Source organism: Sphingomonas sp. ATCC 31555 (assembly GCF_000282895.1).
GTDB lineage: Bacteria > Pseudomonadota > Alphaproteobacteria > Sphingomonadales > Sphingomonadaceae > Sphingomonas.
On the sequence record NZ_ALBQ01000011.1, the window covers coordinates 122,543 to 146,720 of the forward strand.

At 65.4% G+C, this 24,178-nt stretch carries 16 protein-coding genes; 5 read left to right on the plus strand and 11 right to left on the minus strand.

The window, feature by feature from the left end; translation table 11 throughout:
* Positions 1-226 precede the first annotated feature (226 nt).
* A complete protein-coding gene (locus B215_RS0104990) occupies positions 227-6,910 on the plus strand; it encodes an autotransporter domain-containing protein (protein WP_192813031.1) in 6,684 nt (2,227 codons plus the stop codon).
* 164 nt (positions 6,911-7,074) lie between these two features.
* Here B215_RS0104990 and B215_RS0104995 read toward each other — a convergent pair whose 3' ends face one another.
* From B215_RS0104995 to B215_RS0105025, 6 genes are all read right to left on the minus strand, one after another.
* Complete coding sequence (locus tag B215_RS0104995) at positions 7,075-8,244, minus strand: pyridoxal phosphate-dependent aminotransferase (protein WP_037513147.1); 1,170 nt, start codon at positions 8,242-8,244, stop codon at positions 7,075-7,077.
* 35 nt (positions 8,245-8,279) lie between these two features.
* Positions 8,280-9,116 (minus strand): sulfite exporter TauE/SafE family protein, encoded by an 837-nt coding sequence (locus tag B215_RS0105000; protein WP_026008955.1) that lies wholly within the window; start codon positions 9,114-9,116, stop codon positions 8,280-8,282.
* 66 nt (positions 9,117-9,182) lie between these two features.
* On the minus strand, positions 9,183-11,792 hold the full coding sequence (locus B215_RS0105005; RefSeq protein ID WP_019368536.1) for a TonB-dependent receptor plug domain-containing protein: 2,610 nt from the start codon (positions 11,790-11,792) through the stop codon (positions 9,183-9,185).
* 732 nt (positions 11,793-12,524) lie between these two features.
* Positions 12,525-14,054 carry a DHA2 family efflux MFS transporter permease subunit gene (locus B215_RS0105015; protein WP_019368538.1) on the minus strand — a complete coding sequence of 510 codons (1,530 nt, stop codon included), beginning with the start codon at positions 14,052-14,054 and terminating at the stop codon, positions 12,525-12,527.
* 12 nt (positions 14,055-14,066) lie between these two features.
* Positions 14,067-15,260 carry an HlyD family secretion protein gene (locus tag B215_RS0105020; protein ID WP_082664390.1) on the minus strand — a complete coding sequence of 398 codons (1,194 nt, stop codon included), beginning with the start codon at positions 15,258-15,260 and terminating at the stop codon, positions 14,067-14,069.
* Positions 15,253-16,719 carry an efflux transporter outer membrane subunit gene (locus tag B215_RS0105025; protein WP_152997717.1) on the minus strand — a complete coding sequence of 489 codons (1,467 nt, stop codon included), beginning with the start codon at positions 16,717-16,719 and terminating at the stop codon, positions 15,253-15,255. The genes B215_RS0105020 and B215_RS0105025 overlap by 8 nt, the downstream gene beginning before the upstream one ends.
* Before the next feature lie 90 nt (positions 16,720-16,809).
* Between B215_RS0105025 and B215_RS0105030 the strand changes: the two genes are divergently transcribed.
* The 4 genes from B215_RS0105030 to B215_RS0105045 are packed head-to-tail and all read left to right on the plus strand — an operon-like array spanning position 16,810 to position 18,810.
* Positions 16,810-17,451: a TetR/AcrR family transcriptional regulator gene (locus B215_RS0105030; RefSeq protein WP_019368541.1), complete on the plus strand. Its 642-nt coding sequence runs from the start codon at positions 16,810-16,812 to the stop codon at positions 17,449-17,451.
* 23 nt (positions 17,452-17,474) lie between these two features.
* A complete protein-coding gene (locus B215_RS0105035) occupies positions 17,475-17,975 on the plus strand; it encodes a hypothetical protein (RefSeq protein ID WP_019368542.1) in 501 nt (166 codons plus the stop codon).
* 42 nt (positions 17,976-18,017) lie between these two features.
* Entirely contained in the window at positions 18,018-18,491 is a 474-nt protein-coding gene (locus B215_RS0105040) for a hypothetical protein (RefSeq protein ID WP_019368543.1), read from the plus strand.
* Positions 18,433-18,810: a hypothetical protein gene (locus tag B215_RS0105045; protein ID WP_026008957.1), complete on the plus strand. Its 378-nt coding sequence runs from the start codon at positions 18,433-18,435 to the stop codon at positions 18,808-18,810. Before B215_RS0105040 ends, B215_RS0105045 begins: the two co-directional genes overlap by 59 nt.
* Positions 18,811-18,866: 56 nt before the next feature.
* On the opposite strand, the gene B215_RS0105050 is transcribed toward B215_RS0105045, so the two are convergent.
* The 5 genes from B215_RS0105050 to B215_RS0105070 form a co-directional block, all read right to left on the minus strand.
* Complete coding sequence (locus B215_RS0105050) at positions 18,867-19,265, minus strand: DoxX family protein (protein ID WP_019368545.1); 399 nt, start codon at positions 19,263-19,265, stop codon at positions 18,867-18,869.
* A gap of 4 nt (positions 19,266-19,269) precedes the next feature.
* Positions 19,270-20,793 carry a fumarate hydratase gene (locus B215_RS0105055; protein WP_019368546.1) on the minus strand — a complete coding sequence of 508 codons (1,524 nt, stop codon included), beginning with the start codon at positions 20,791-20,793 and terminating at the stop codon, positions 19,270-19,272.
* Positions 20,794-20,921: 128 nt separating this feature from the next.
* Positions 20,922-21,731 (minus strand): transglutaminase family protein, encoded by an 810-nt coding sequence (locus tag B215_RS0105060; protein ID WP_019368547.1) that lies wholly within the window; start codon positions 21,729-21,731, stop codon positions 20,922-20,924.
* Positions 21,731-22,666, minus strand: a complete 936-nt coding sequence (locus tag B215_RS0105065) for an alpha-E domain-containing protein (RefSeq protein WP_026008958.1) — start codon at positions 22,664-22,666, stop codon at positions 21,731-21,733. Before B215_RS0105065 ends, B215_RS0105060 begins: the two co-directional genes overlap by 1 nt.
* A gap of 64 nt (positions 22,667-22,730) precedes the next feature.
* Complete coding sequence (locus B215_RS0105070) at positions 22,731-24,167, minus strand: circularly permuted type 2 ATP-grasp protein (RefSeq protein ID WP_019368549.1); 1,437 nt, start codon at positions 24,165-24,167, stop codon at positions 22,731-22,733.
* Positions 24,168-24,178: the final 11 nt, after the last annotated feature.

Here is a 24,178-nt window from a genome sequence, read left to right on the forward strand (position 1 = left end):
TATATAAAAAAGAAGAATCTGGGTCGCATGAAAGGTCAGCGATCTGTGCATGAACCGCCTTGGGCTGGCGTGTTCGTGAGGGGGATGTATGAAAGTGATGGGGTGTTCGGGGGTGCTTGGAGCCATTGTGTACCGCACAGGGCACATGGCCCATGCTGTTGTTGCAGCGACAATGGCGGCGACGTTTCTGCTTCCCGGATCGGCACAAGCGCAAAGTAGCGGGTGCATGGCTGTCAATGACGGCTTGATCAATTTCACTGCAAGGATCGTCGCCGGCGACCCGCGTCAGCCAGAGACTACGTCCCGAAACGCCACGAACTCGGTCGCTTTGTCGATGATCGGCGCCGTGGACGGGTATACGGACACGACCGGACCGAACCTTGTTCCCGGCACGCGCCCCTTTACCGTTGGAGACAGGCTCGAATTCACGGCCGTGGTCAGCGAGTACAGTGGTACCGGCGGCATGCGCATTCGCTTCCGGATCAACAACACCTTCGTTGGCGCGCCCACCGGCGCACGGGTCACCCCGGACCCGACCAGTACCGGCACCTATACCGGCTACTATAACGTGCCGAGCGGATTGCAGGGGATCGGCATGGCGGTCGACCACCTTGGCACGACGTCCGGAAGCCTGACGACCGCTACTGTCACTTGCATACCTTACATCGATTCCGGCCTGTCCCTGGGCGTTACCATGACGCACTCCGGGACGCCGCAGCAGGGCGGCACGGTCGATTACACGATCACGCCCAGCGCCAGCGGCGCGAACACCGGCACCAACCTGACGCTGCAGTTCACGCAGCCGACCGGGATGACCTACAATAGCGGCTCCGGTTCTGGCTGGAGTTGCACTTCCTCTCGCTGCATCTATTCGAATACGATTGCCAACGGCGCCAGCGGCAATCCGCTAACCTTGCGGTACGACATCGCGAGCAATGCGGCGGCGAGCGTTACGCCCAGTGTCACCCTATCGGGCGGCAATGCCGGAAGTTCGGCCAGCGCCAGCGACCCGACGACGATCGCTGCGGTCCAGACGCCGACAACCGTAACACTAAGCGGCGGGAACAATCAGACCGCGTCCACCGGCGCCGCGTTCGCCACGCCCTTGAGCGTAACCGTGCTGGACGCGTCCAACGCCGTGATCGCCAACACGCCGGTGACGTTCACCGCACCGGCCTCCGGCGCCAGCGGCACCTTTTCGAACAACAGCAACAGCATCACCGTCAACACCGATGGTTCGGGGGTGGCCAGCGCCGGCATCTTCACCGCGAACGGGTCTGGCGGCAGCTATTCGGTGACCGCAACCGCCGGAAGTGCCTCGACCAACTTCAGCATGACCAATAACCTGGTCGTTCTTCCGGCGATCACCGCCCTATCGCCGACCAGCGGACCCATTGCGGGTGGCACGACCGTGGTGATCACCGGCACCGGCCTTGCCGGCGCCACCGCCGTCAGTTTCGGGGGAACGGCGGCTGCAGGGTTTACGGTGGACAGCGCCACGCAGATCACCGCGACCGCCCCTGCCGCCAGCGCGGGCACGGTGGATGTAACCGTCACCACCCCCAGCGGTACCAGCGCCACGGGTGCATCGAGCCAGTTCACCTTTGCGGGCGTGCCCACCACGCCGACCTTGACCGCCACGCCCACGGCAACCACGAACAGCGCGAACGCTACCTTCCAATTCACCCTGGCTAGCGGCACGGCGCAATGTTCCCTGGATGGTGGCGCCTTCACCAACTGCTCCAGCCCGGTGACCTATGCAGGCCTGGCCGATGGCAACCACACGTTCCAAGTGCGCGCGACGAGTGCAGGGGGTACCAGCGCTTCAGTGAACTACAGCTGGACGGTAGATGCGACGGCACCAAACGCGCCGGTGGTTACGAACCCCAGTGGTGGTTCGGAACGTGTGGTGACGAACCGAACGGTAAGCGGTGTGGGTGAAGCGAATGCCACGATAACGGTCTATCTGGACGGGAGCGCCGATGGAACCGTGACTGCGGACGGCAGTGGCAACTGGACCTACACGCTCTCCGGACTGACGGCCGGCTCTCGCACCGTGAAGGCACGAGCAACCGACGCAGTGGGCAACACATCGAGCGATTCCGTCACGCGAACGTTCACCGCGTACAGCGAACTCACCGCGACGCAGCCGATAACGTCGATCACGGCTACCGCCAATACGTCAACCTTCAGCGCACTTCGGCCGGTGCTCCCGTCAAATGGCAAGACCCCGTACACGTTCGCGATCAGCGGCGCTACGCTGCCGACCGGCGTATCCTTCGACACTTCGACGGGCGCACTGAGCGGCACGCCCACATCCGTGCTCGCTGCCACCGACTTCACGATCACCGTGACCGATGCGATTTCGCAGACGCTGGTCAGAACGCTGCGGCTCAGGGTCAATTCGGATCGCGCGCAGTATATGCTCTTCACATCGACGGCGCCGTCGGCGGCGGTGGTGGGTGGCGCAACCTATACACCGGTTGCGCTCGCTTCGTCCGGGCTCACAGTTGCTCTGACGATAGACGCATCCAGCAGCGGGGTGTGCACAATGGCGGGCAGCACCGTGAGCTTCACGGGTGTCGGTACGTGCACGATCAACGCCAACCAAGCGGGCAATGCCAGCTACGATCCTGCGCCGCAGATACAGCAGAGCTTCGCCGTCGGGCCGGGCAGCCAGACGATCAGCTTTACATCGACGGCCCCGACGGCGGCGGCGGTGGGTGGAGCGACCTACACGCCGACGGCCACGGCAACGTCCGGGCTGGCTGTGGCCTTCACCATCGATGCGTCGAGCAACACGGTCTGTACGATCTCTGGCACCACGGTGAGCTTTACGGGCGCAGGCACCTGCCGGGTCAACGCCAATCAGGCGGGCAACAGCAGCTACGGGCCGGCCGTTCAGGTGCAGCAGAGCTTCGCCGTCGGGCAAGGCAGCCAGACGATCAGCTTCACATCGACGGCCCCGACGGCGGCGGCGGTGGGTGGAGCGACCTATACGCCGACCGCCACGGCAACGTCCGGGCTGGCGGTGGCCTTTACCATCGATGCGTCGAGCAACACGATCTGTACGATCTCTGGCGCCGCGGTGAGTTTCATCGGCACGGGCACGTGCGTGATCAATGCCGATCAGGCAGGCGATACCAACTACAGCCCCGCTGTCCGGGTACAGCAGAGCTTCACGGTGAACCGCGCCGATCAGACGATCAGCTTCGCCGTGCTTCCCGACGTGGCGATTACGACATCGACGGTGGCGCTCAGTGCCACCGCGACCTCCGGACTGCCGGTCAGCTTTGTCAGCAACACCGCGTCGATTTGCGCTGTCTCGGGCAATACGCTGACGTTGGCGGCGGAGGGGCTCTGCACGGTCGTGGCCAATCAGGCGGGCGATGGCGTGTGGAACGCTGCGCCCGCGGTGACGCGTAGCTTCACGGTCCGGCCACCGACGCTGGCGATCACGCCAGGCGCGTCTGGCACGGCGCAGGTCGGCACCGCGTTCACGCAGAGCAACACGGCCACCGGCGGTGTTCCGCCGTACAGCTTCGTGCTCGTATCGGGCGCACTGCCGGCAGGCACCAGCTTGGACGCCGGCACCGGGCTGGTCAGCGGCACGCCGACCAATGCGGGCGCGTTCAGCTATGCCATTGCAGTCACCGATGGCGACAGCCCTGCCGTGACAGTGACCGGCAGCACCGTCAGCGGCACGATTGCCAAGGGCGACCAGAGCCTCAGCTTCACCTCTACTGCGCCGGGCTCTGTCGCCGTCGGGGCCGGCGCCTATGCGGTCAGCGCAACCTCGTCGGCCGGCTTGGTGCCTGCCTACACGATCGATGCTGCCAGCGCAGGTGTCTGTGCGATCAGCGGCGCGTCCGTGACGTTCACCGGTGCGGGCAACTGCGTTGTCGTTGTGGGCCAGGCAGGTGACGCCAATTATAACGCCGCCGCTTCGATCAGCCAGACGATCACCGTTCTTGCGGCGCCCGTAGCCGGCGGTCGCTCAGGCGTGATCGTTCCATATGCCAGCACAGGAACGGCAATCGACCTTTCCACGACCATAAGCGGCGGCGCGTATACGACGATCGCGGTCGCTGCAGGTCCATCGCATGGCACCACGACCATCGCGGGTGACATTGTGACCTACACGCCTGCCAGCGGCTATTTCGGCAACGACAGCTTCACCTATACCGCGACGGGCCCCGGCGGCACCTCGGCGCCGGCAACCGTGACGTTGACGGTGGAGACGCCGGCAGCGCCGACCGTCGCGGACGTCAGCGTGGATGTCGTCTTCGGCAGCACGGGCCAGGCGATTACGCTGCAGCCCGCCGGAGTCTTCACCGCCGTGGCGATCGGCACGGCGCCGAGTAAGGGCACGGTCACGATCAGCGGCACCACGGCTACCTATGTGCCGGCCGCAGGCAGTTTCGGGGCGGACACGTTCACCTACACGGCGACGGGCCCGGGCGGCACATCGGCACCGGCGACGGTGACGGTGACGATCGCCACACCGGCGGCCCCGACTGCGGGCGACGTGAGCGCGGACGTCGCGTTCGACAGCACCGGTCAGGCGCTAACCCTGCAGCCGGCGGGCGTGTTCACCGCGCTGGCGGTGGCCGCCGCGCCCAGCAAGGGCACGGTGACGATCAGCGGCAGCACGGCCACCTATGTGCCGACAGCAGGCAGCTTCGGTGCGGATAGCTTTACCTACACGGCAACCGGTCCCGGCGGCACCTCAGCGCCGGCGACGGTGACGCTGACGATTGCCACGCCGGGTGCGCCGACTGCCGGCAATCTGAGCGCGGATGTCGCATTCGACAGCCCGGGACAGGCGATCACGCTGCAGCCTGCGGGGGTCTTCACCGCGCTGGCGCTGGGCACGGCGCCTAGCAAAGGCACGGTGACGATCAGCGACACCACGGCCACCTATGTGCCGACGCCCGGCAGCTTCGGAGAGGATAGCTTTACATACACCGCGACGGGCCCGGGCGGCACCTCCGCACCAGCGACGGTGACGGTAGCGATCGCCATGCCGCCACCGCCTGCGGCGGAGCCGGTCAACGTCGCTGCGGCGGGTACGACCGTGGAGAATGGTTCCAGCGTCGGTATCGACCTGTCGACCCTCGTGTCCGGCAACTTCACCGAAGTGGAAATCGCCGAGCCCCCGCGTAACGGCACGCTCACGTTGCGGGGGCCCGCAGTCGCGGCAGCCGCGGCGACGCGGACCGGCGGCGGCGCGAGAGTCATGGCGACGCAGGGATGGACCGCCATCTATTCGCCTCGTCCGGGCTTCTCCGGAACGGATAGTTTCCAGTTCGTCGCGGTGGGCCCGGGCGGCCGCTCGGTTCCCGCGACGGTGGAGATTGTCGTGACCGGACAAGTTCCGACGGCGCAGCCGAAAACCGCCAGCATAGGCGACGCGCAAACCGTATCGGTGGAACTGACCGAAGGTGCCATCGGCGGACCCTTCCCCGCCGCCGTCATCGAAAGCATCACGCCCGCCGATGCGGCGACGGCGCGTGTGGTTCAGGGCGGCACCGCTGCCGAACCCACCTTCCGGCTTGATGTGACCACCAAGGCGCATTTCGGCGGAGTGGTGGTGGTGCGCTATCGCCTGGCAAATGCGTTCGGCAACTCCGCACCGGCGGAGGTGACGGTCACCGTTACTGCTCGGCCCGATCCGTCGGCCGATCCCGTTGTCCGGGCAATCTCGGACACCCAGGTGGAAACGGCGCGCCGCTTTGCACGGACACAGGTGTCCAACTTCATGGCGCGGGCGCAACAGCTCCACCATGGCGGCGGTGCCACCAACCCGTTCGGTATCGCCGTGAGCCTGCGGGATGTGTTCGCTACGCCGCGAGCACCCGACAATACGGCGAATGATGCGGCCCTGTCGCTCAATGATCGCGATCGCATGATGATGGGCCGTGGGGCAGGTGGCATGGACGATGCCGTTACCAATCCTGCCCTGCCGGGCCGCGTTACCCGCGATTCCGATCGGCGGAGCGGCGACAAGGCAGAAGCGGCGACGGGAGAAGAGGGCGAAGATGCCGACGACGCTTCGGGCTCGGGCAGCCGTGCGATTGGTTCGGTCGCGCTGTGGACCGGCGGTTCCATCGAAGTCGGCACGCTGGATCGGCGATCGGGACGGGCCAAGATCAGCCTTTCGAGCGGTGGCCTGTCGGGTGGCGCCGATGTGCGGCTTGCCGAGTGGGCGTCGCTGGGTGTTGGCGGCGGCTTCGGCAGCGATGTGAGCCGCATCGATGGCGAGGCGGCACGCGTGCAGAGCAAAACCAAAATACTCGCCGCTTATGGCAGCTTCGCGCCGATCGACGGCACGTTCATCGATGCGATGATCGGTCGCGGCACGCTCGATTACCGTACGCGACGCAACGTTGTCGACAATGGTGCTGTGGCGCTCGGCAAGCGGGAAGGCGACATGACGTTCGGCGCGGTCTCGGCCGGGGTGGACCGTCAGGACGCCGGACTGCGCTGGTCGGGCTATGGGCGGATGGAATGGCTCCAGGGCACGCTGGATGCCTATGCCGAAACCGGGGCCGACCGCTATTCGTTACGGTTCGACGCGCGTGGCATCCGTTCGCTCACCGGGGTCCTTGGCGGCCGGGTCGAGTTCACTCGCAACATCGGCTTCGCGCTAGTGAGCCCGCGCGTTGGTGCGGAATGGCTGCACGAGTTCCGCGGCGCGGGGATCCAGGCGCTCGATTATGCGGATTTCACCGGTGACTCCGTATACCGCCTTCGCACCACCGGCTGGCAGCGCGAACAATATCAGTTCACGATCGGAAGCCGGTTGAACCTCTTCGTGCGCTGGATGATCGACATGGAAGTGGGCATGCGTGGCGCGGCGGGCGAGCGCGTCGGCCAAGCCCGCGTGCGGATCAGCAAGGAGTTCTGATGCCTTCTTGTTCAGCGGCCGGGCCATGCGCGACGGAGCATGGCCCGGAACATGGATAGACGGAGCGTGTAGAGCAGTGATGGCGTGCACGGCTGCTCCATACGCGAAAAGGGGCTGCGCCGGGAGCAAAGCGCAGCCCCTTGCAATCGCGCAGTCCTAAATGATCAGCCGAGCAGCACCTTGTCGACGGCCAGGGTGAACTTCTGCATGTCTTCCGCCGAGCCGACGGTGACCCGCGACATCGTGGGATAGGCGGTCCAGGAACGCCCGATCTGCACCTTCTGCGCAAGAAGCGCTGCCATCATTTCCTTCGGCGCCTTGCCGTTCCAATCTACCATGAACATGTTGGCATGGCTGCCCGGCAGCACCTTCAGCCCGCGGCGCTGGAGATGCGCGATCGCTTTTTCGCGCACGGCGATCATCTCGTCGCGCCGCGCCTTGATCTCGCTTGCGAGCGGCACCGATGCCGTGCCGCATGCAACCGCCGTCATCGGCAGCATGTTCGTAACCTGCATCCCGTCATACCGCATCATCTTCTCGTGGAGCGAGGGCGCCGCGAAGGTGAGGCCCAGCCGCATCCCGGCCATCCCGAACAGCTTGGAAAAGGTGCGCATCACCAGCACGTCGTCGCGCGTGGCAACCAGCTTCGCTGCATTTGGCGTGCCCGCGAAGTGGATATAGGCCTCATCGACGATCAGCACCGCATCCTTCGGCTTGTTTTCCGCCAGCCACATTATGTCTTCGATCGGGGTCAGCGTGCCGGTGGGGTTGTTCGGCGAACAGACATAATAGAGCCCGGCATTGGGATCCGCCGCCAGCATTGCCTTCACGTCGTGCTGATATTGCGGGCCGAGCGGCGCCTTGGTGACCTTCGCGCCCAACCAGGCGCCGGTGCGCCAGATTTGTTCATATGTCGGGTCCGCCGTGACGATCCCGCGGGTGGGCGAGGCGAACGTCACCGCCGCGCGGTTGAGCGGGTCGCTCGATCCGGGCCACGCTTTGATGTGCGTGGCGGGCAGGCCTTCCACGGCGGAAACTGCAGCGAACAGCTTCTCATGCTCGTTGTTCGGTTCGTAGCGATTGCCCTCCATCACGATCTTCATCGCGGCCTGGGCACCAGCGGGCAGCGGGCCGGTCCAGCATTCGTTCGAACCGATGCGCACGGCGCCCACCACGGCTCTGGCCGATTGCTGGGCCAAGGCTGGCGCGGCCCGGCCGAGCGCGACACCGCCGCCGAGCAGCGCGGCGATCTTGCCAAGGTCACGGCGCGAATAGCCACGGCCGTGCAGATCTTCCTGCACTTCGGAAGTCTTGAGCGTTTCGAGGATGGTCATGTGGATGGTCTCCCAGAATGGATTGAAGACACGCATCAGAACTTGAGCGCGTTGTGGAACATCACGAGCGAAATCACGATGAGGTAAATGCCGAATACCCGTTTCAGCATGGCTGGTTGTAAGGCATGGGCGGCCGCGACCCCGAGCGGGGCGGTGAGCATCGACATCGAAGCGATCGCGACGGTGGCGGGCAGATTGACGAAGCCGAGCGAGCCCCAGGGCAGGCCGGGCTCCCGCAGCCCGATGATCGCGAAGCCGATGGCGCTGGGGATCGCGATTAGCGTTCCGATTCCCGAGGCGGTGCCAACGGCGCGGTGGATCGAGCGACCGCACAACGTCATCACCATGATGGCAATCGTGCCTCCGCCGATGCCCAACAGCGACGAAAAAGTGCCAAGCCCGCCGGCGATGGCAACCCGGGCGACGCCCATCGGCATCGTGTCGCTGATCACCCGGTTGCCCAGGCGTGGCACCAGGAAATTGATCGACATCAGCAGCACGCCGCTGGCGAACACCAGCGTCAGCACATGCCCGTCGACATGGCTGGCGAGCAGCACGCCGATCGCGTCGCCCAATACCACCCAGGGTGCCCAGGTTCTGAGGATATCGAAATCTACCGATCCGCGCTTATGATGGCTCATCACCGATCGGATCGACGTAATGATGATCGTCGCTGCCGAGGTGCCGATTGCGACATGGGCATATTGATGCTGCGCGCCGCCGAGCAGTGGCAGCATGACGAGAAGGGCGGGCACGACGACGAAGCCGCCGCCAATGCCGAACACGCCACCAGCGAAACCGGCAGCGAGCCCGGCGGCCAGCAGACCCAGCATGGGGATCAGCCAGTCCTGTGAAGAAGATAGCAAATGCATCACTCCCGAACTTATGTTCTCGAACGCGACAAATCGGCCGGGAAGGATGTCCCGGCCGATAACTCATCAGAATTTCACGGTAATGCGGCCGTAATAATACCCGCCGTTAATTCCGTATGGCGAGATTGTGGGATAAAGGTTGCTGGAATAGGTGCGGGATCCGGCGATCAACTGCGGGTTTCGGATATTCTCCGCAGACCGTTCGGTCGGGTAGTGGTTGAACAGGTTGTTTGCGCCGATCGATAGCCGGATCGGCTCCAGCACCTGAACCGTCAGTTCGGCATCCGTGATGAAGGCAGCGTTGACCGGTACGATCGTATCAGCACCGCGCAGCGGGCTGTTGCCGGGCGTGGATTCCAGCGCGTAGACGCGGGAGTAATAGCTCTCGCGCAGGTTGAGGCTGAAGATGCCGCGCGTCCAGAAGGCGCCGAAGGTGGCGCGGAACTTGGGCGTGCTGTTTTCCAGCTGGACCAGGCTGTAGCGGTCGATCAGGGCCGAGCGGCTGGGATCGGTGCGATTGACGTAGAGCGGGGTGGGCAGGCCGGAGATGCTGCGTACCTGGTTCTCGTTGTAATTCGCGGTGAGAGACCAGTCGACGGTCCCGAGATCGCCGAAATCGGACATGTAGTTCGCGGTGAAGTCGATACCGCGCGTGCGCACCTTGGCACCGTTGACGAAGGTCTGCACCGCTACCGATCCGTCGATGTTGCGCTCGCCGTTCACGTCGAGCAGCACATAGCTGGGGATCGAGCCGCCGAGTGCGGTAGCTACCGCGTTATATACCGAGCTCTGGTTGTAGGTCAGATAATTGTCGGCATTGTAGGCGACGCAGCGGCTGGCGTTCGAGCCGGCATAGCCTTGCGGACAGAATTGCCCACGAAAGCCGTAGAAGGAGCTGGAGATGAGGATGCGATCGCGGATGTCGATCCAGTAGCCGTCGATCGTCACGCTCAGGCGCTTGGCGGGATGGAAGACGAAGCCTGCGCTGAAGTTGGTCGACTTCTCCGGCTTGAGCCCGCCAAAGCCGAGCGCTGCGCCAGCCGCCGAGTTGGCGGGCAGCACGCCGGAAATGCCGCTGGGGGCGACGTTAATGCCCGAGTAGAAGCCCTCGGCAAGGGTGGGCGCGCGGAAGCCTGTGGAAACGGTGCCGCGCACCGCGAACGCTTCGGAGACGTCGTAGCGGCTGGTCAGCTTGAACACCGTCGTGTCGCCGAAATCGCTGTAATGTTCGTGGCGGACAGCGCCGTCGATCAGCCACGCCGCGACTGGCTTGATGCTGAGATCAAGATATTGCGAGAAGTTCGTGCGGCTGTGGTTGCCCGCGTCATTGGGGCTGTAGCCGAAAAAGGATTGGGCGCCGCCGCCAAAATAGGAGGCGGGGTCGCCGGAGACGATGCCATAGGTGTCGCGCCGCCATTCCAGCCCGCCGGCCAGGTTGGCCGGTTCAGACAGCCCCAGTTCGATCGGGTAGGTCAGGTCGAGCGTATTGGTCCATTGGCTGGCCTTGAAGTCGCCATTGTGGAACTCGGTGGGGGTGAAGCCGGTGGCGCGGTACAGCTGGGCGTTGCCCGAATTCTGCACATAGACCCCGACAAAGTCGTCGCCATAGGTGGAGGCGATGTCGAACGTGCCGGCGCCAAGCGCGCCGCGGAAGCCGGTGGTGACCGCATAGTCGGTCTCGCGAATGGCCTCGAGCGGCTGGAAGCCGGCAGGGTAGAAGGGCACGCCTGCTGCGCTGACGATCACGTCCGGGGTGCGGACATTCTCATAGGCGCGGGCATATTTATGGCCGTAGCTGCCAAAGGCGTAGAGTTCATAGTCGCCGAAATCATAGCCGGCATTCACCATCACCGAGGTCTGGCTGATCGAGGGATCGCCGAGGATACGGTTGGTATAGGGATAATGAGGCAGCGTGCGGATCGCCGGGTAGAGCGAGAGGTAGCGCTGCGCCACCGCGTTGTCGCCATAGACCTGCGGGTTGATGTCGCCGCGGAAGCTGAAGCCCTTGCGCTTCTTCTCCACGGTCACGTTGACGAAGGCGTTTTCGATCGGCGCGAAGCCGACATTCCCGGCGACCGCATAGGTCTTGCCGCCTTCATCAAAATAGCGACCACCCGTCGCCGTGATCATGCCGCCATGATCGGCCTTTTTCTGAATGATGTTGATGACGCCGGCGATCGCGTCGGTGCCATATTGGGCGGCTGCACCATCCTGCAGCACTTCGATATGGTCGATCGACAGCGGCAGGATGAAGCTGATGTCCGGCGCGGCACTGCCGCCATAGGGACCGCCGGCAATCGAAACATTGGCGGTTCCGTGACGACGCTTGCCGTTCAGCAGGACCAGCGTGTGGTTGGGGCTGAGCCCGCGAAGCTTCATCTGCAGGTTGTGCGCCTGAAGGTCGCTGCCGAACGCCTGGGCCTGGACGCTCGGCAGGTTCTGGGCAAGCGCCTGGATGAGGTCCGGCTGCCCCGTCCGGGAAAGTTCGGCGGCGCTCAACAATTGGATGGGTGCCGGGCTGTCGGCGGCGCGCAGGCCGGTGACGCGTGTGCCCGTGACGATGATGTCGCCGGCTTCTTGCGCCGGTGCGGCATTGTCCTGGGCAAAAGTCGGTGTGGCGGCAAGCGCCGTGGCGATGGCTAATGCCGTAAACGAACCTGTTTCACGAAATCGCATTCGATCCTGCCCCCCGAAGGCTGTTGGTTGACGCTCGTTCGCTCCTGGACCCGGTGTCTGCCGCTTGTTCTTGTTGTTGTTGCTTTTCCGGTTCTTCTCGTCGGTTGGTGTCGGCCGCGTCGGCGCGCAAAGACGCGTCTCCGGAAGCGCGCAGCTTCGGAGTGACTCGATCGACACTGGGGTACGCAGTACGGGCCTCGCCCGAAGCGCTCGCCGCACATTTCCATCCCGCCCCCGCAACCGGGAAGCGGCATCGTCATACGAACGGGAGATCCTTCGGCTACGCCGCGCCGCCCAAGTGCGGGGCTGCTATCCTATCGCGGTGGAGCCGAAGCGAAACGGCGCACGATGCCGCTTCTGGTCTCAAACTACGCGGAACAAGTTGTGGCGCTGTTGATGGTCAGCGAGACCGTCCGTTGCGCCAAGGCCATCAGAAGACGCTGGTGCTTTTCGGACTTGCGACGCCGATCGGCGTCGTTTCCAGCATGAAGCTGTTTGGCGGCATCACGGTGATGCCTTGCTGAAGATGGTCGGCCATTTGATCACCCCAATCTGATCAAAGCGCCATCAAACATCCGCCCCGGCACAAATTTTTTGCTTTGCTCCGAAGAAGCTAGCTGGGGGACAATCGTTGTCAATGCGCGAATGACGTATTGTTAAGCTTTTGCGTCATTCGCAATGCCGCTTGCCGCATCCGTAAAGATTGAGATGCGGCAAGCAGGAACATTGCAGCTAGTGCGCAGCGCTTGGATCGACCGCACGCTGCGGACGCGGCGTGAACCAGATGATCCCGGCAGCGAATACAAAAATGATCGCCGACAGCAGAAAAATATGGGTGGTCGCGAGTGTCAGGCTTTCCTGCTCGACCAGTCGTGCGACAACGCTGCGCACCTGATCTACCGAAAAACCTTGCGCCGATAGCGTCGTCAGCGTCGGATCGGTGTTCATCCGGGAAACGATCTCGCTGCGTGCGACGCGAGCGCTGTCATCCCAGATGCTTGTCGAGATCGACGTGCCGATCGCGCCCGCCATGGTGCGCAGGAAGCTCATTACGCCTGCCGCCGAGGCGGTTTCCTCCGGCCGCACCGAACCCAGAGCGAGCGTGGTGAGCGGGATGAAGAAGAAGGGCATGCCGAAGCCCTGCAGGAATTGCGGGAAGGCAAAGGTCCAGAACCCGGCCTGGCTGTTCCAATAGACGCGCAGCAGCGACGACAGGCCGAGCCAGAGGATGCCGAACGACACCAGCAGGCGCGGATCCACCTTGTTCGAGAGCTTGGCGACCACCGGCGACATGAACACCGCCGCCACGCCGGAAAAGGCAGTGGCATAGCCTGCGTAAGTTGCGGTGTAGCCTTGGCTCGATTGCAACCATTGGGGGATGATCACTGCCGAGGCAAAGAACGTCGCAAACGCGAACGACAACGAAAGCACCGAAACGGTGAAGCCTCGGTGACGGAAGACGCGCAGGTCGACGATCGGGTTCTTCGCGGTAATCTCCCAGGCGAGGAAGACGAGGAAGCCGATCGCGGCGACGACGCCAAGCCACACGATGCTCGCGCTGTTGAACCAGTCGTGCTCGCGGCCGAGATCGAGCATGATCTGCAGTGCGGCGATCCACAGCACCAGCAGGCCCAGCCCGCCCTTGTCCACCGAAAGCTTCTCGGTGGGCGTCTCCGCGCGCGTGAGCAGGCGCATCGCACCGAATGCGCAGAGCGCCGCGACGGGAATGTTGATGAAGAAGATCCAGTGCCACGACCAGTTGTCGCTGATCGTGCCGCCGGCAATCGGGCCGAGGATCGGTGCGACGACCGTGGTCATCGCCCATAGACCCATCGCCTGGGCATGCTGGCTGGGCTTGAAGATGCGCAGCAGCAGCGTCTGGGTGAGCGGCATCAGCGGACCGCCGCACAGCCCCTGGCCGATGCGGCAGGCGACCAGCATGCCCAGCGACGTCGACAGGCCGCACAGCACCGAGAAGATGCCGAAGCCGATCACGCCGAGGATGAACACCCGCACCACGCCGAAGCGACCGGCGAGCCAGCCGGTGAGCGGCACGCAGATCGCCTCCGCCACCGCATAAGACGTGATGATCCAGGTGCCCTGGCTCGCCGAGATGCCCAGGCTGCCGGCGATGTGCGGCACCGAGACGTTGGCGATCGTGGTGTCCAGCACCACCATGAAGTTGGTCAACGCCAGCACCACGCCGGCGAGGATCAGCGAGGGCCCCGAAAGGAAGCCCCCGCGCTGCGTCTGGCCGTCCATGGCACGCAATCCTTACTTGGCCGAGGTATCGATCTCGGCGTCCATCGACAGGCCGACGCGCAGCGGATGCGCCTGCAGTTCCTTCGGATCGAGCGCAACGCGCACCGGCAGGCGCTGGACCACCTTGATCCAGTTGCCGGTCGCGTTCTGCGCCGGGATCAGTGCGAAGGACGAGCCGGTACCGCCCGAGAAGCCGACCACGCGGCCGTGATAGGTGACGTCGCCGCCATAGAGGTCCGACGTCAACTCGACCGGCTGACCGACCTTCACGCGGGCCAGCTGGCCTTCCTTGAAGTTGGCGTCGACATAGAGCTGGTTGAGCGGCACGATCAGCATCAGCTGCGCGCCGGGAGCCACGCGCTGGCCGACCTGCACGTTGCGGCGCGTGACCACACCGTCGAACGGCGCACGGATGACGGTGCGGCTCAGGTCCAGCTTGGCCTGTTCCACCTTGGCGCGTGCGGCGAGCACTTCGGGTGCGGTGTTGGCGTTGGTGCCGCGCACCAGGGCGTCGTTCGCCGCCAGCTGCCCGCTGGCCGCAACCCGGGTCGAATTGGCTTGCGCGAGGCCGGCCCGCGCGAGTTCGAGATTGGCGCGGGCGGCGGCGAATGCGTTGGTCGCGGACGTCAGCTCCTCACCCGAAACAGCGCCATTGGGGGCAAGCCGCTGGCGACGCTGGAGATCGATGCGAGCCTTTTCGAAATCGGCCTGGGCGGCCGTTACCTGTGCGCGTGCACGGGCGATATCCGCTTCCCGCGCCTGAACCTGCGCCGCGAGCGCTTCGCTCGTCGCGGAGGTTTGGCCGAACTGACGAGTGGCGCGGGCGAGATCGGCCTCGGCCTGGGCGAGGGCGATACGGGCATCGCTGTCGTCGATCTGGACGAGCATGTCGCCCTTGCGCACCGCCTGCGTGTCGGCAACCGCGACGCGGAGCACCTGGCCGCCGGTCATCGGCGTGATGCTCGCGCTGTCCGCGCCGACATAGGCGTTGTCGGTGCTGACATAATGGCTGCCGACCAACGCGTAATAGCCGCCATAGCCGACCCCGCCCAGCAGCACGAGGCCGCCGATGCCCAGCATCAGCCGCTTACGCAGCGAGGAGCGGCGGGTATCTTCAACGTCTGCCGCGGGCATGGCGGGGGCAGGTGTCGCGGTGCGATCGGCGTCTGCGCGGGCGGAGTGGATGGCGGGTTCTGCGTCAGCCATTGGTCTTGACCTCGGAAGCGGCAACCGCCGCGTTGTTGGTGGAAAAGCCTCCGCCGAGCGCGCGGACGAGCTGGATATCGAGCGTGAACGCGCGTGCTTCCAGTTCTGCGACGATCTGGCGGTTCTGCAACACCCTCTCCTCGGCGGTCAGAACATCCAGGAAACGCGACAGCCCGCCTTGATAGCGTTGCTGGGCGATCGAATAGGCCTGTTCGGAATCTTCCAGCGCCTGGCGGCTCTGGGACAAGCGTGTGGCCAGCGCCTTCTGGCTCGTCACCGCGTCGGCCACGTCGTGATATGCCGTGGTGACGCTGTTGTCGTAATTGGCCACCGCCTCGTCAAAGGTAGCGCGTGCGCCGGCATATTGGCCGCGCAGCTCCCCCCCGTGAAAGATCGGAAGGCTGATGGCCGGGCCTGCCTGGAGCACCGAAGCGCCCTCGCCCTTGACCAACGTATCCAGTCCCAGCGCGCCATAGCCGGCAAGCGCGCTGAGGCGGATCGACGGGTAGAAGTTGGCGCGGGCGACCTTGATCCGGCTGGCGGCGGCTTCGACGCGGGCACGGGCGGCCGCGATGTCGGGGCGGCGGCCGATAAGATCGGTCGTCACATCGGCGGGGATGCCGCGCGCTGCAGTCGGAGCGGCGGGCAGGGCGATGCTCAGCCCGCGATCGGGGCCCTGGCCCAGCAATGCGGCAATGCGGTTGCGGGTGAGGCCGATCTCCTCGTCGATCGCAGCCAGCTGTGCGCGAGCAGCGGGGACGGCGGCGGCGGCCTGCTTTTCTTCGGCGCGGGTCTCGAGCCCGTTGGTCACCCGGTCGGTGACGAGCTTCTGTGTCGCGAGGCGAACCTCCAGCGCACGTTCCTGCACCCGGCGGTCGGCGGCGAGGCGAGCGAGATCCGCATAGGCGGCGGCGATGTTCGTGGAGAGGGCGAGCCGCGCCTGTTCCAGCTCCAGCCGTGCCGCCTCTGCTTCCGAGGTGGCGGCTGCGAGTTGCGCGCGGCTCTTGCCCCACAGGTCAAGATCGAACGCCAGGTTCAGCGTGCCATAGCCGATGGTCTGGACATTCGAGGGGATGTCGATCGGCAAGCTGCTACCGGTGTCGATCCGATTGGCGGCCGCCGAGCCGCTGGCATCAACGCGCGGCAGGCGTGCAGCGCCAGCCTGTACCGCATAGGCCTGGGCCGAACGCAGCCGGGCGGCAGCCGCGGCGAGATTCGGTGCGCTGCGAAAGGCCTCGTCCATCAATGCGTTGAGCTGGGGATCGTTATAGGCGGTCCACCAAGTGGTGACAGGCCACTGCGCCTGGGCATTGCCCCCCAGCGACGCGTCGGCCGCATAGCTGTTCGCCGCGCGTATTTCGGGCCGGGCGCCGAGATCAGGCACGGGCGCGCAGGCGGCCAGCGCCGATGCGGCGACCGCCGACAGCAACAAGGGCCTTGTTGAGAAACGACTCATCATGGATCGTGAAAACCGTACTATTGGGTACGAGTTCCAGATGGAGAGAGGGTCCGCTATTGTCAATAGAAAATCGTACCCTATAGTACGGTTATGGAGAGCGTATCGGTAAAGCATCTTGGCAAGCGGGAGTCGCGCAAGCAGGATCGGCGCGCGGCCATCCTGGTGATCGCCAAGCGCCATTTCATGGAACAGGGCTATGCGGCCGTATCCATGTCCGCCATCGCGGCCGAACTTGGCGGGTCCAAGGGCACCTTGTGGAGCTATTTCGCGTCCAAGGAAGAACTGTTCGACGCGTGCGTTGACGAAGCCACGCGCGAGTATCGCGAGCAGGTGCTGAAGCTGCTGGTGCCATCGGACGATCTGCGCGCGACGCTGTGTGCATTCACCCTCAGCCTTTTGCGCAAGATCACGTCGCGCGACGCCATCCAGCTGCACCGGGTGATCCATGCCGAAGTGGAGCGATCCCCGGAAATGGGTGCGATCTTTTTCCGCCGTGGACCGCAGCGCACCCGCGAAATGCTGGCGGCGCACCTTCAAGATGCGATGCAAAAGGGGCAGTTGCGGCAATCCGATCCGCTGCGCGCGGCCTTCGCACTGACCAGCCTGTGCATGGGCGCGCAGCAGCGTGCGATGCTGGGCCACCAGTTCAGCCAGGCCGAATTGGAGGAAGAGACGGACTATAATGTCGATCTTTTCCTGCGGGCGTTTGCACCGGAGCCCGCCGCACCCTAGGCTTCTGGCGAGGGGAGTGTGGAATGTCGCAACCGTTTCGGGAGGATCGCCGGTATTGGTTCGCCGTGGCGGCCGGTGCGGCGCTGCTCGTTTCCGGATGTGCGTCCGAGCCTGCCCCGCCGCCCCCGCCGACCCTGATCTATGCCGACCTGCCGGTCCGTGGCAGCCTTGCCGACGCCAGGCGCGCGGGGTTCGACAACTGCATCCGAATGGACGGCGGGCATCTTCGCTGCCGCCGGTCGGGCGTGATGCTGCTGGGCCAGGGGCCGTATGAAGCTGCGCTCGACCTGGCGGGCGGCGATGGCAGCGGTGGCTTCCGGCAGATCACCTTCTGGCACGATCGCGACCAATCGGCGGTGCTGAAGGTGGGCGATGCGCTGAAGCAGCAGGGCTGGGCATATAGCTATACCGGCGACGGCAGCCGCGGCGATCAGATGGTGCTGACCCGCAAGGGCGCGCCGGTGCGGTTTTCGATCGATCTGAGTTACTGGGGCAAGCGGCGGGTGCGCATCCTGCCGGCGTGAGCCGTTGCGGCTGCGACGGCAGGATCCAATAAGGGGAAGCCGATGACGTTTCGTTGTTTTCTATCGTCGTTCATCCTCGCCTGGGCGGTCGCCGTGTTTGTCCCCAGCATGTTCATTGCCTATGCGGGGCTTTCACCGGCGGCGGCGGCGATCGGCACCGGGTTCGATCGTCTGCCCGCCACGACCTGGAAAGTCGCCGATGATGTGGGACCGGCTGTCAAGCTGATGATCGGCGGCCTGCTGCTCGGCGGCCTGTTGCTGCTGGCGCGCACCAGGATTCCGGGCGCTGGGCGCTTTGCCGCCGCGATACTCATCGGGCTGCTCGCGGTCCTCGTCACGATGGCAGTCGTGCCGCTGGCCTTCTCGCGGGGTTTCGCCGCCGGGCTGACAGGGGCGCGGTTCGAAACCGTCACCACGATCTTATACCTGTTCGGCGGTGCGCTGGCTGGCGGCGTCTATGAAGGTGCTTTGGCGCAATGCCGACGGCGCGATGCAGGGCAGAAGAGCCTTCGCTGAAGGCCTGGCGCCGCTGGTCACGAGCGACGGCTTTGCGCTTGGCACGCTGTGCCTGCTCGATCAGAAGCCGCGAACCGTGGACGCAACCGATCTCGACCTGTTGGCCTCTCTGGCGAGCAATGCCACGTCCGTCATCGATCGGGAGCCGAATGCGCTGGCGCATGCCCAATATGCCATTGCGGAGCTTTCCGATCGGATCCGCTTCGCCATTGCCGAAGAGGATGACGCCACGGTGGCGGTGCTGGACGAGGAACTGCGCCGTTTCGAAGCCAAGCTCAAGCCGCACTGGCGATCGGGTGGGCCCATCGGCTGCGCATGAGGGGCGTCTCGATACCGTCGTACAGGCGCTAGCCGGACAAGCGCGATGCAGCAGGCTTAGTTGCCCCGCCGCGTCCACCCGCCCGCCCATAGCGCCCACCAACAGAGCAACGGCTGCGCGAACAGGCGCGGGGCGTGATAGGCCCAGCCCAGTCCGGTGTCGGTCGACAGATCCTGCACGGCATGCTGGAGGTTCGCCGGGAACACGCAGACCGCGTAAAGCCCGAGCATCGCCCCGGCAGCCTTGCGGAAGTTCACCGTGAGCAGGGCGAGAGCGCCGGCAATCTCGCACAGCCCGGTGAGCGGGATGACGGTAGCGGGATAGGGCACCCAGGCGGGGGTGATGTGCAGAAACGGCCGAGGCACCCACAGGTGCAGCACCCCCGCCAGCAGGTAAAGGCCCGCCAGCAGCAGACGCGCACCACGGCGTAAGCGCGATTCTGCTGGCGGGCCCATAGGATCAGGCCGTCTGGAGCAGCCGCTCCTTGGCGATCTTCTCGCGCCACACCAGCGGACCGGTGTGGTGGACACTCTCGCCGGTCGCATCCACCGCGACGGTGACCGGCATGTCCTTTACGTCGAACTCGTAGATCGCTTCCATGCCGAGATCCTCGAAGCCGACGACGCGCGCGCCCTTGATCGCACGGGCGACGAGATAGGCCGCACCGCCGACCGCCATCAGATAGGCGGCCTTGTGGTTGCGGATCGCCTCGATCGCCACCGGACCGCGCTCGGCCTTGCCGACCATCGCGATCAGCCCGGTCTGGGCGAGCATCATCTCGGTGAACTTGTCCATCCGCGTCGCGGTGGTGGGGCCGGCGGGACCGACCACCTCGTCGCGCACCGGATCGACCGGGCCGACATAATAGATCACCCGGCCCTTGAAATCGACCGGCAGCTCCTCGCCGCGCGACAGCATGTCCTGGATGCGCTTGTGCGCGGCGTCGCGCCCGGTGAGCATCTTGCCGTTGAGCAGCAGGCGGTCGCCCGGCTTCCAGCTCGCCACCACTTCGGGGGTCAGCGTGTCGAGATCGACGCGGATCGATTCCTTCGACGGCGTCCATTCCACCTTCGGCCATTCGTCGAGGCTCGGCGGATCGAGATAGACCGGGCCGCTGCCGTCGAGGCTGAAATGCGCGTGCCGGGTGGCAGCGCAGTTCGGGATCATCGCGATCGGCTTGGAGGCCGCGTGGGTCGGATAGTCGAGGATCTTCACGTCGAGGATCGTCGCCAGCCCGCCCAGGCCCTGCGCACCGATGCCGAGCGCGTTGACCTTGTCGAAAATCTCGATGCGGAGCCGCTCGATATCGTTCTGGGGCCCGCGCTGCTTGAGCTGCGCCATGTCGATGTCGCCCATCAGCGACTTCTTGGCGAGCGTCACGGCCTTCTCGGCGGTGCCGCCGATGCCGATGCCGAGCATGCCCGGCGGGCACCAGCCGGCACCCATTTTCGGGACCATCTCGAGCACCCAGTCGACGATCGAATCGCTCGGGTTGAGCATCGCGAACTTCGACTTGTTCTCTGAACCGCCGCCCTTGGCCGCCAGCTCGACATGGACATGGTCGCCGGGGACCATCTCGACGTTGAGCACGCAAGGGGTATTGTCCTTGGTGTTGACGCGGGAAAAGGCCGGATCGCGCAGGATCGAGGCGCGCAGACGGTTCTCGGGGTGGAGATAGGCGCGGCGCACGCCTTCATCGACGACGTCCTGCAGCGAGCGTTCGCTATCCAGCACGCACTTCTGGCCCCACTGGATGAAGACCGTGACGATCCCGGTATCCTGGCAGATCGGACGATGCCCTTCCGCGCACATGCGGCTATTGGTCAGGATCTGGGCGATGGCGTCCTTGGCGGCGGGGGACTGTTCGGCCTCATAGGCGTCGCCCAGCGCGCGGATGTAATCCATCGGGTGATAATAGGAGATGTACTGGAGCGCGTCGGCGACGCTCTCGATCAGATCGGCTTCCTGGATGAGGACGGTCATGGATCCTGCCTGCAGAAAATGGGCGCCCGGGCACGGGCTCGTGGTTCCTCTATAGGCCATTCTTACGCCGTGCCAGCGGGGGCGAGTGATTGCGCGATACGCGTTGCGCATCGGCAACGATGCGGCCGCTATTCCTCGTTGCCCAGCCGGTCGACCTGCACGTCGACCGCCAGTTCCTCCTCGCCCTGGCCGATCCGTCGGCCGGCGATGGCGGCAGCGCCGTCTGCGTCGAGACCCACCGCGACGCGGACATGTCCATCGCCCGGCGAAGCGCCGGTGACGGGATCGAACCCGACCCAGCCGAGCCCCGCGACCCACGCTTCGCACCAGCCGTGCGGCGCGCACTGCGCCAGGTCGTCCAGCCGATAGCCGGAGACGTAGCGGGCCGGGGTGTCGAACGTCCGCGCGGCGGCAAGGAACATCTGCGCCATGTCGCGCGATCCCTGCGCCTTGCCGGCAAAAGCCTCGGCGGCAGTCAGCCCGGTATCCGGCACGTCGGGCACGCAGCGGAAGCGAGCATGCAGCGCCTGATTGAGGCGGTGCAGCCGTTCGATCGGGTCGTTCGTGCTGCCCGTCACGTCCTGAGCGAAAGCAGCGAGGCGCTCGCTCGGCGCCGTGCGCTGGGTGGTGCGCAGGTACAGGGCCGGCGGCAGCGGCTCCGCAGTACCGCGCACGATGCCGGCATTGTCGCTGGTCAGCACTTCGCCCGTCACCGCGATCTCGATCGCCTCGATCGGCCCTTCGGCGTAGAGCATGGTCACGGCATTGCCATAGCCATCCACCGCATCGCGCAGCCGCGCGTCGCAATCCACGCCGACCATCCAGCTCACCACCGTCTGGTGCTGGGTGTCGCAGGGGGTGAGTCGCAGCATCTGGACGATCCGCGCCTGGGGCTGGGTGAAGCGATAGACGGAGCGGTGTTCGACGGCGATGCGCATCAGAGGAACCGGAACTGGCGAGCGATCGCGCCGTCTAGCAGCGCGTTCTCGGTGATGAAGGTTTCCAGATATTCGTGCAGGCCGCCGACGATGATGTCCGGCGTTCGCGCCTTCTGGACGCGGGCGAGGCGGGCGCGGGCCATGCGATCGGCCTCGCCCTGCAGGCCGGTGCGCTTGGCCAGCGCGCTGAGCAGTGCCACCGTTTCCTCAACGCAGGCGGCCAGGCTGCGCGGCAGCTCCGCGCGGCTGACCAGCAGATCGATGACATTATCGGGCCGCAGCCCTTCGGAATAGAGCCAGCGATAGGCGGTGACGGCGGAGACCGTCTGGAGGATCGTCGTCCACTGGTCGCGATCCACCGCGCCGCCGACGCTCTCGCCTGCCGGCAGCAACAGATGGTATTTGACGTCGACAAGCCGGGCGGTGTTGTCGGCCCGCTCGATCGCGGCGCCGAGCTGGATCAGCAGCGTCGCTTCGTTGCGCATCATCCGGTGCGTCGCGCCTTCGAACCCGCGCGTCTCCCCCTTGATCTGCTCGACCAGGCTTAACGTCTCGGTTGCGCCGCCGGTGGAGGCGCGGTTGGCGAACAGCCACCAGGCGCGGTTGATCGCAGTCCATGCATCGCGGGTGAGCGCCGTACGAACGGCGCGGGCGTTGTTGCGCGCCATTTCCAGGCAACGGATGATCGAGCCGGGATTGGTGGTGTCGAGCGTGAGGAAGCGCGCGACATGCGCCTGCGTGGCGGGATGGCCGGTCGCGGCGAAGATCTCGTCGGTATAGCTGACGGCGAGGGCGCTAAGCCACGCGGCCTCGCCGGCAGGGCGGGCCGAGAGCGCGTCGAGGCGGATCGTTGCTTCCACCAGCCGCGCGATGAAGTCGGCGCGCTCGACATAGCGGCCGAGCCAGTAAAGCGCGGCGGCCGTGCGGGAGAGCATCATCATAGACGGTGCTCCCGGACCAGATCCTCCCCGTGCCGGGAAGGATCGAAGAAGGTGTCCCTCATGCCGCGTCTCCCAGCAGCACGAAGCTGTCCTTGGTGCCGCCGCCCTGGCTGGAGTTTACCACCAGCGATCCCTCGCGCAGCGCCACGCGGGTGAGGCCGCCCGGCACCACGCGCACCTTGTCGCTGCCGGTCAGCACGAAGGGACGGAAATCGACATGGCGCGGCGCAAGACCCTTCTCGGTCAGCGTCGGCACGGTCGAGAGCGCCAGCGTCGGCTGCGCGATGTAACGGTGCGGCTCGGCGATCAGCGCAGCGCGGAAGGTCTCGATCTGCTCCTTGGTCGCGGTGGGGCCGACCAGCATGCCATAGCCACCCGATCCGTCGACCAGCTTCACCACCAACTCGGGCAGGTGATCGAGCACATATTTCAGTGCCTGCGGTTCGCGGCAGCGCCAGGTCTCGACATTGGGCAGCTTGGCCTCGCCGCCCGAATAGAAGCGGACGATCTCCGGCATGTAGCTGTAGATCGCCTTGTCGTCGGCGATGCCATTGCCCGGTGCGTTGAGCAGCGCGACATTGCCCGCGCGATAGGCGGCGATCAGCCCCGGCACGCCAAGCAGCGAGTCCGGCCGGAAGACCAAAGGATCGAGGAAATCGTCGTCGATGCGGCGGTAGATCACGTCCACCCGCACGCGGCCGGCGATCGTCTCCATGTAGACGATGTCGTCGTCCACCACCAGGTCGGCGGCTTCGACCAGTTCGACCCCCATCGAATCTGCAAGGAAGCTGTGTTCGTAATAGGCCGAGTTGAAATGGCCCGGCGTCAGCACGACGCATACCGGCCGCGTCCGCCCGGAAGGCGCCACCGAGCGCATCGTTTCCAGCAGCATGTCCGGATAGCTGTCGACCGGCGCCACGCGGAAGTCGCGGAACAGCTCCGGACACAGCCGGATCATCGCCTCGCGATTTTCCAGCATGTAGGAAACGCCGGAAGGCGTGCGGGCATTGTCTTCCAGCACATAGAATTCGTCCGGCCCGGTGCGCACCAGATCGATTCCGCAGATATGCGCCCAAACGCCGTGCGGCGGGCGGATGCCGGCGACTTCGGGGCGGAACTGATCGTTGCGCAGGATCAGCTCGGGCGGAATAATGCCTTCGTCGAGGATGCGCCGCGCGCCGTAAATGTCCTCAAGAAAGGCGTTGATCGCCTCGACCCGCTGGACCAGCCCTTCGCTCAGCTTTTCCCATTCGTGCTGCAGGAAGATGCGGGGCACGATATCGAAGGGGATGATGCGTTCGGCAGCATCGCTGTCGCCATAAACGGCGAAGGTGATGCCCAGCTGGCGGAAGGCGGCTTCGGCGGATTGCTGCCGCCGTTGCAGTTCGTCCGCAGGTGTATCGGCGATCCAGCGCGAAAGAGCGGAGAACTCCGCGCGCGGTTGTTCCGGCCCGCCATGCCCCCAAATCTCGTCGAACGCCCCCGTTGATCCCATCAGAGCTCCCA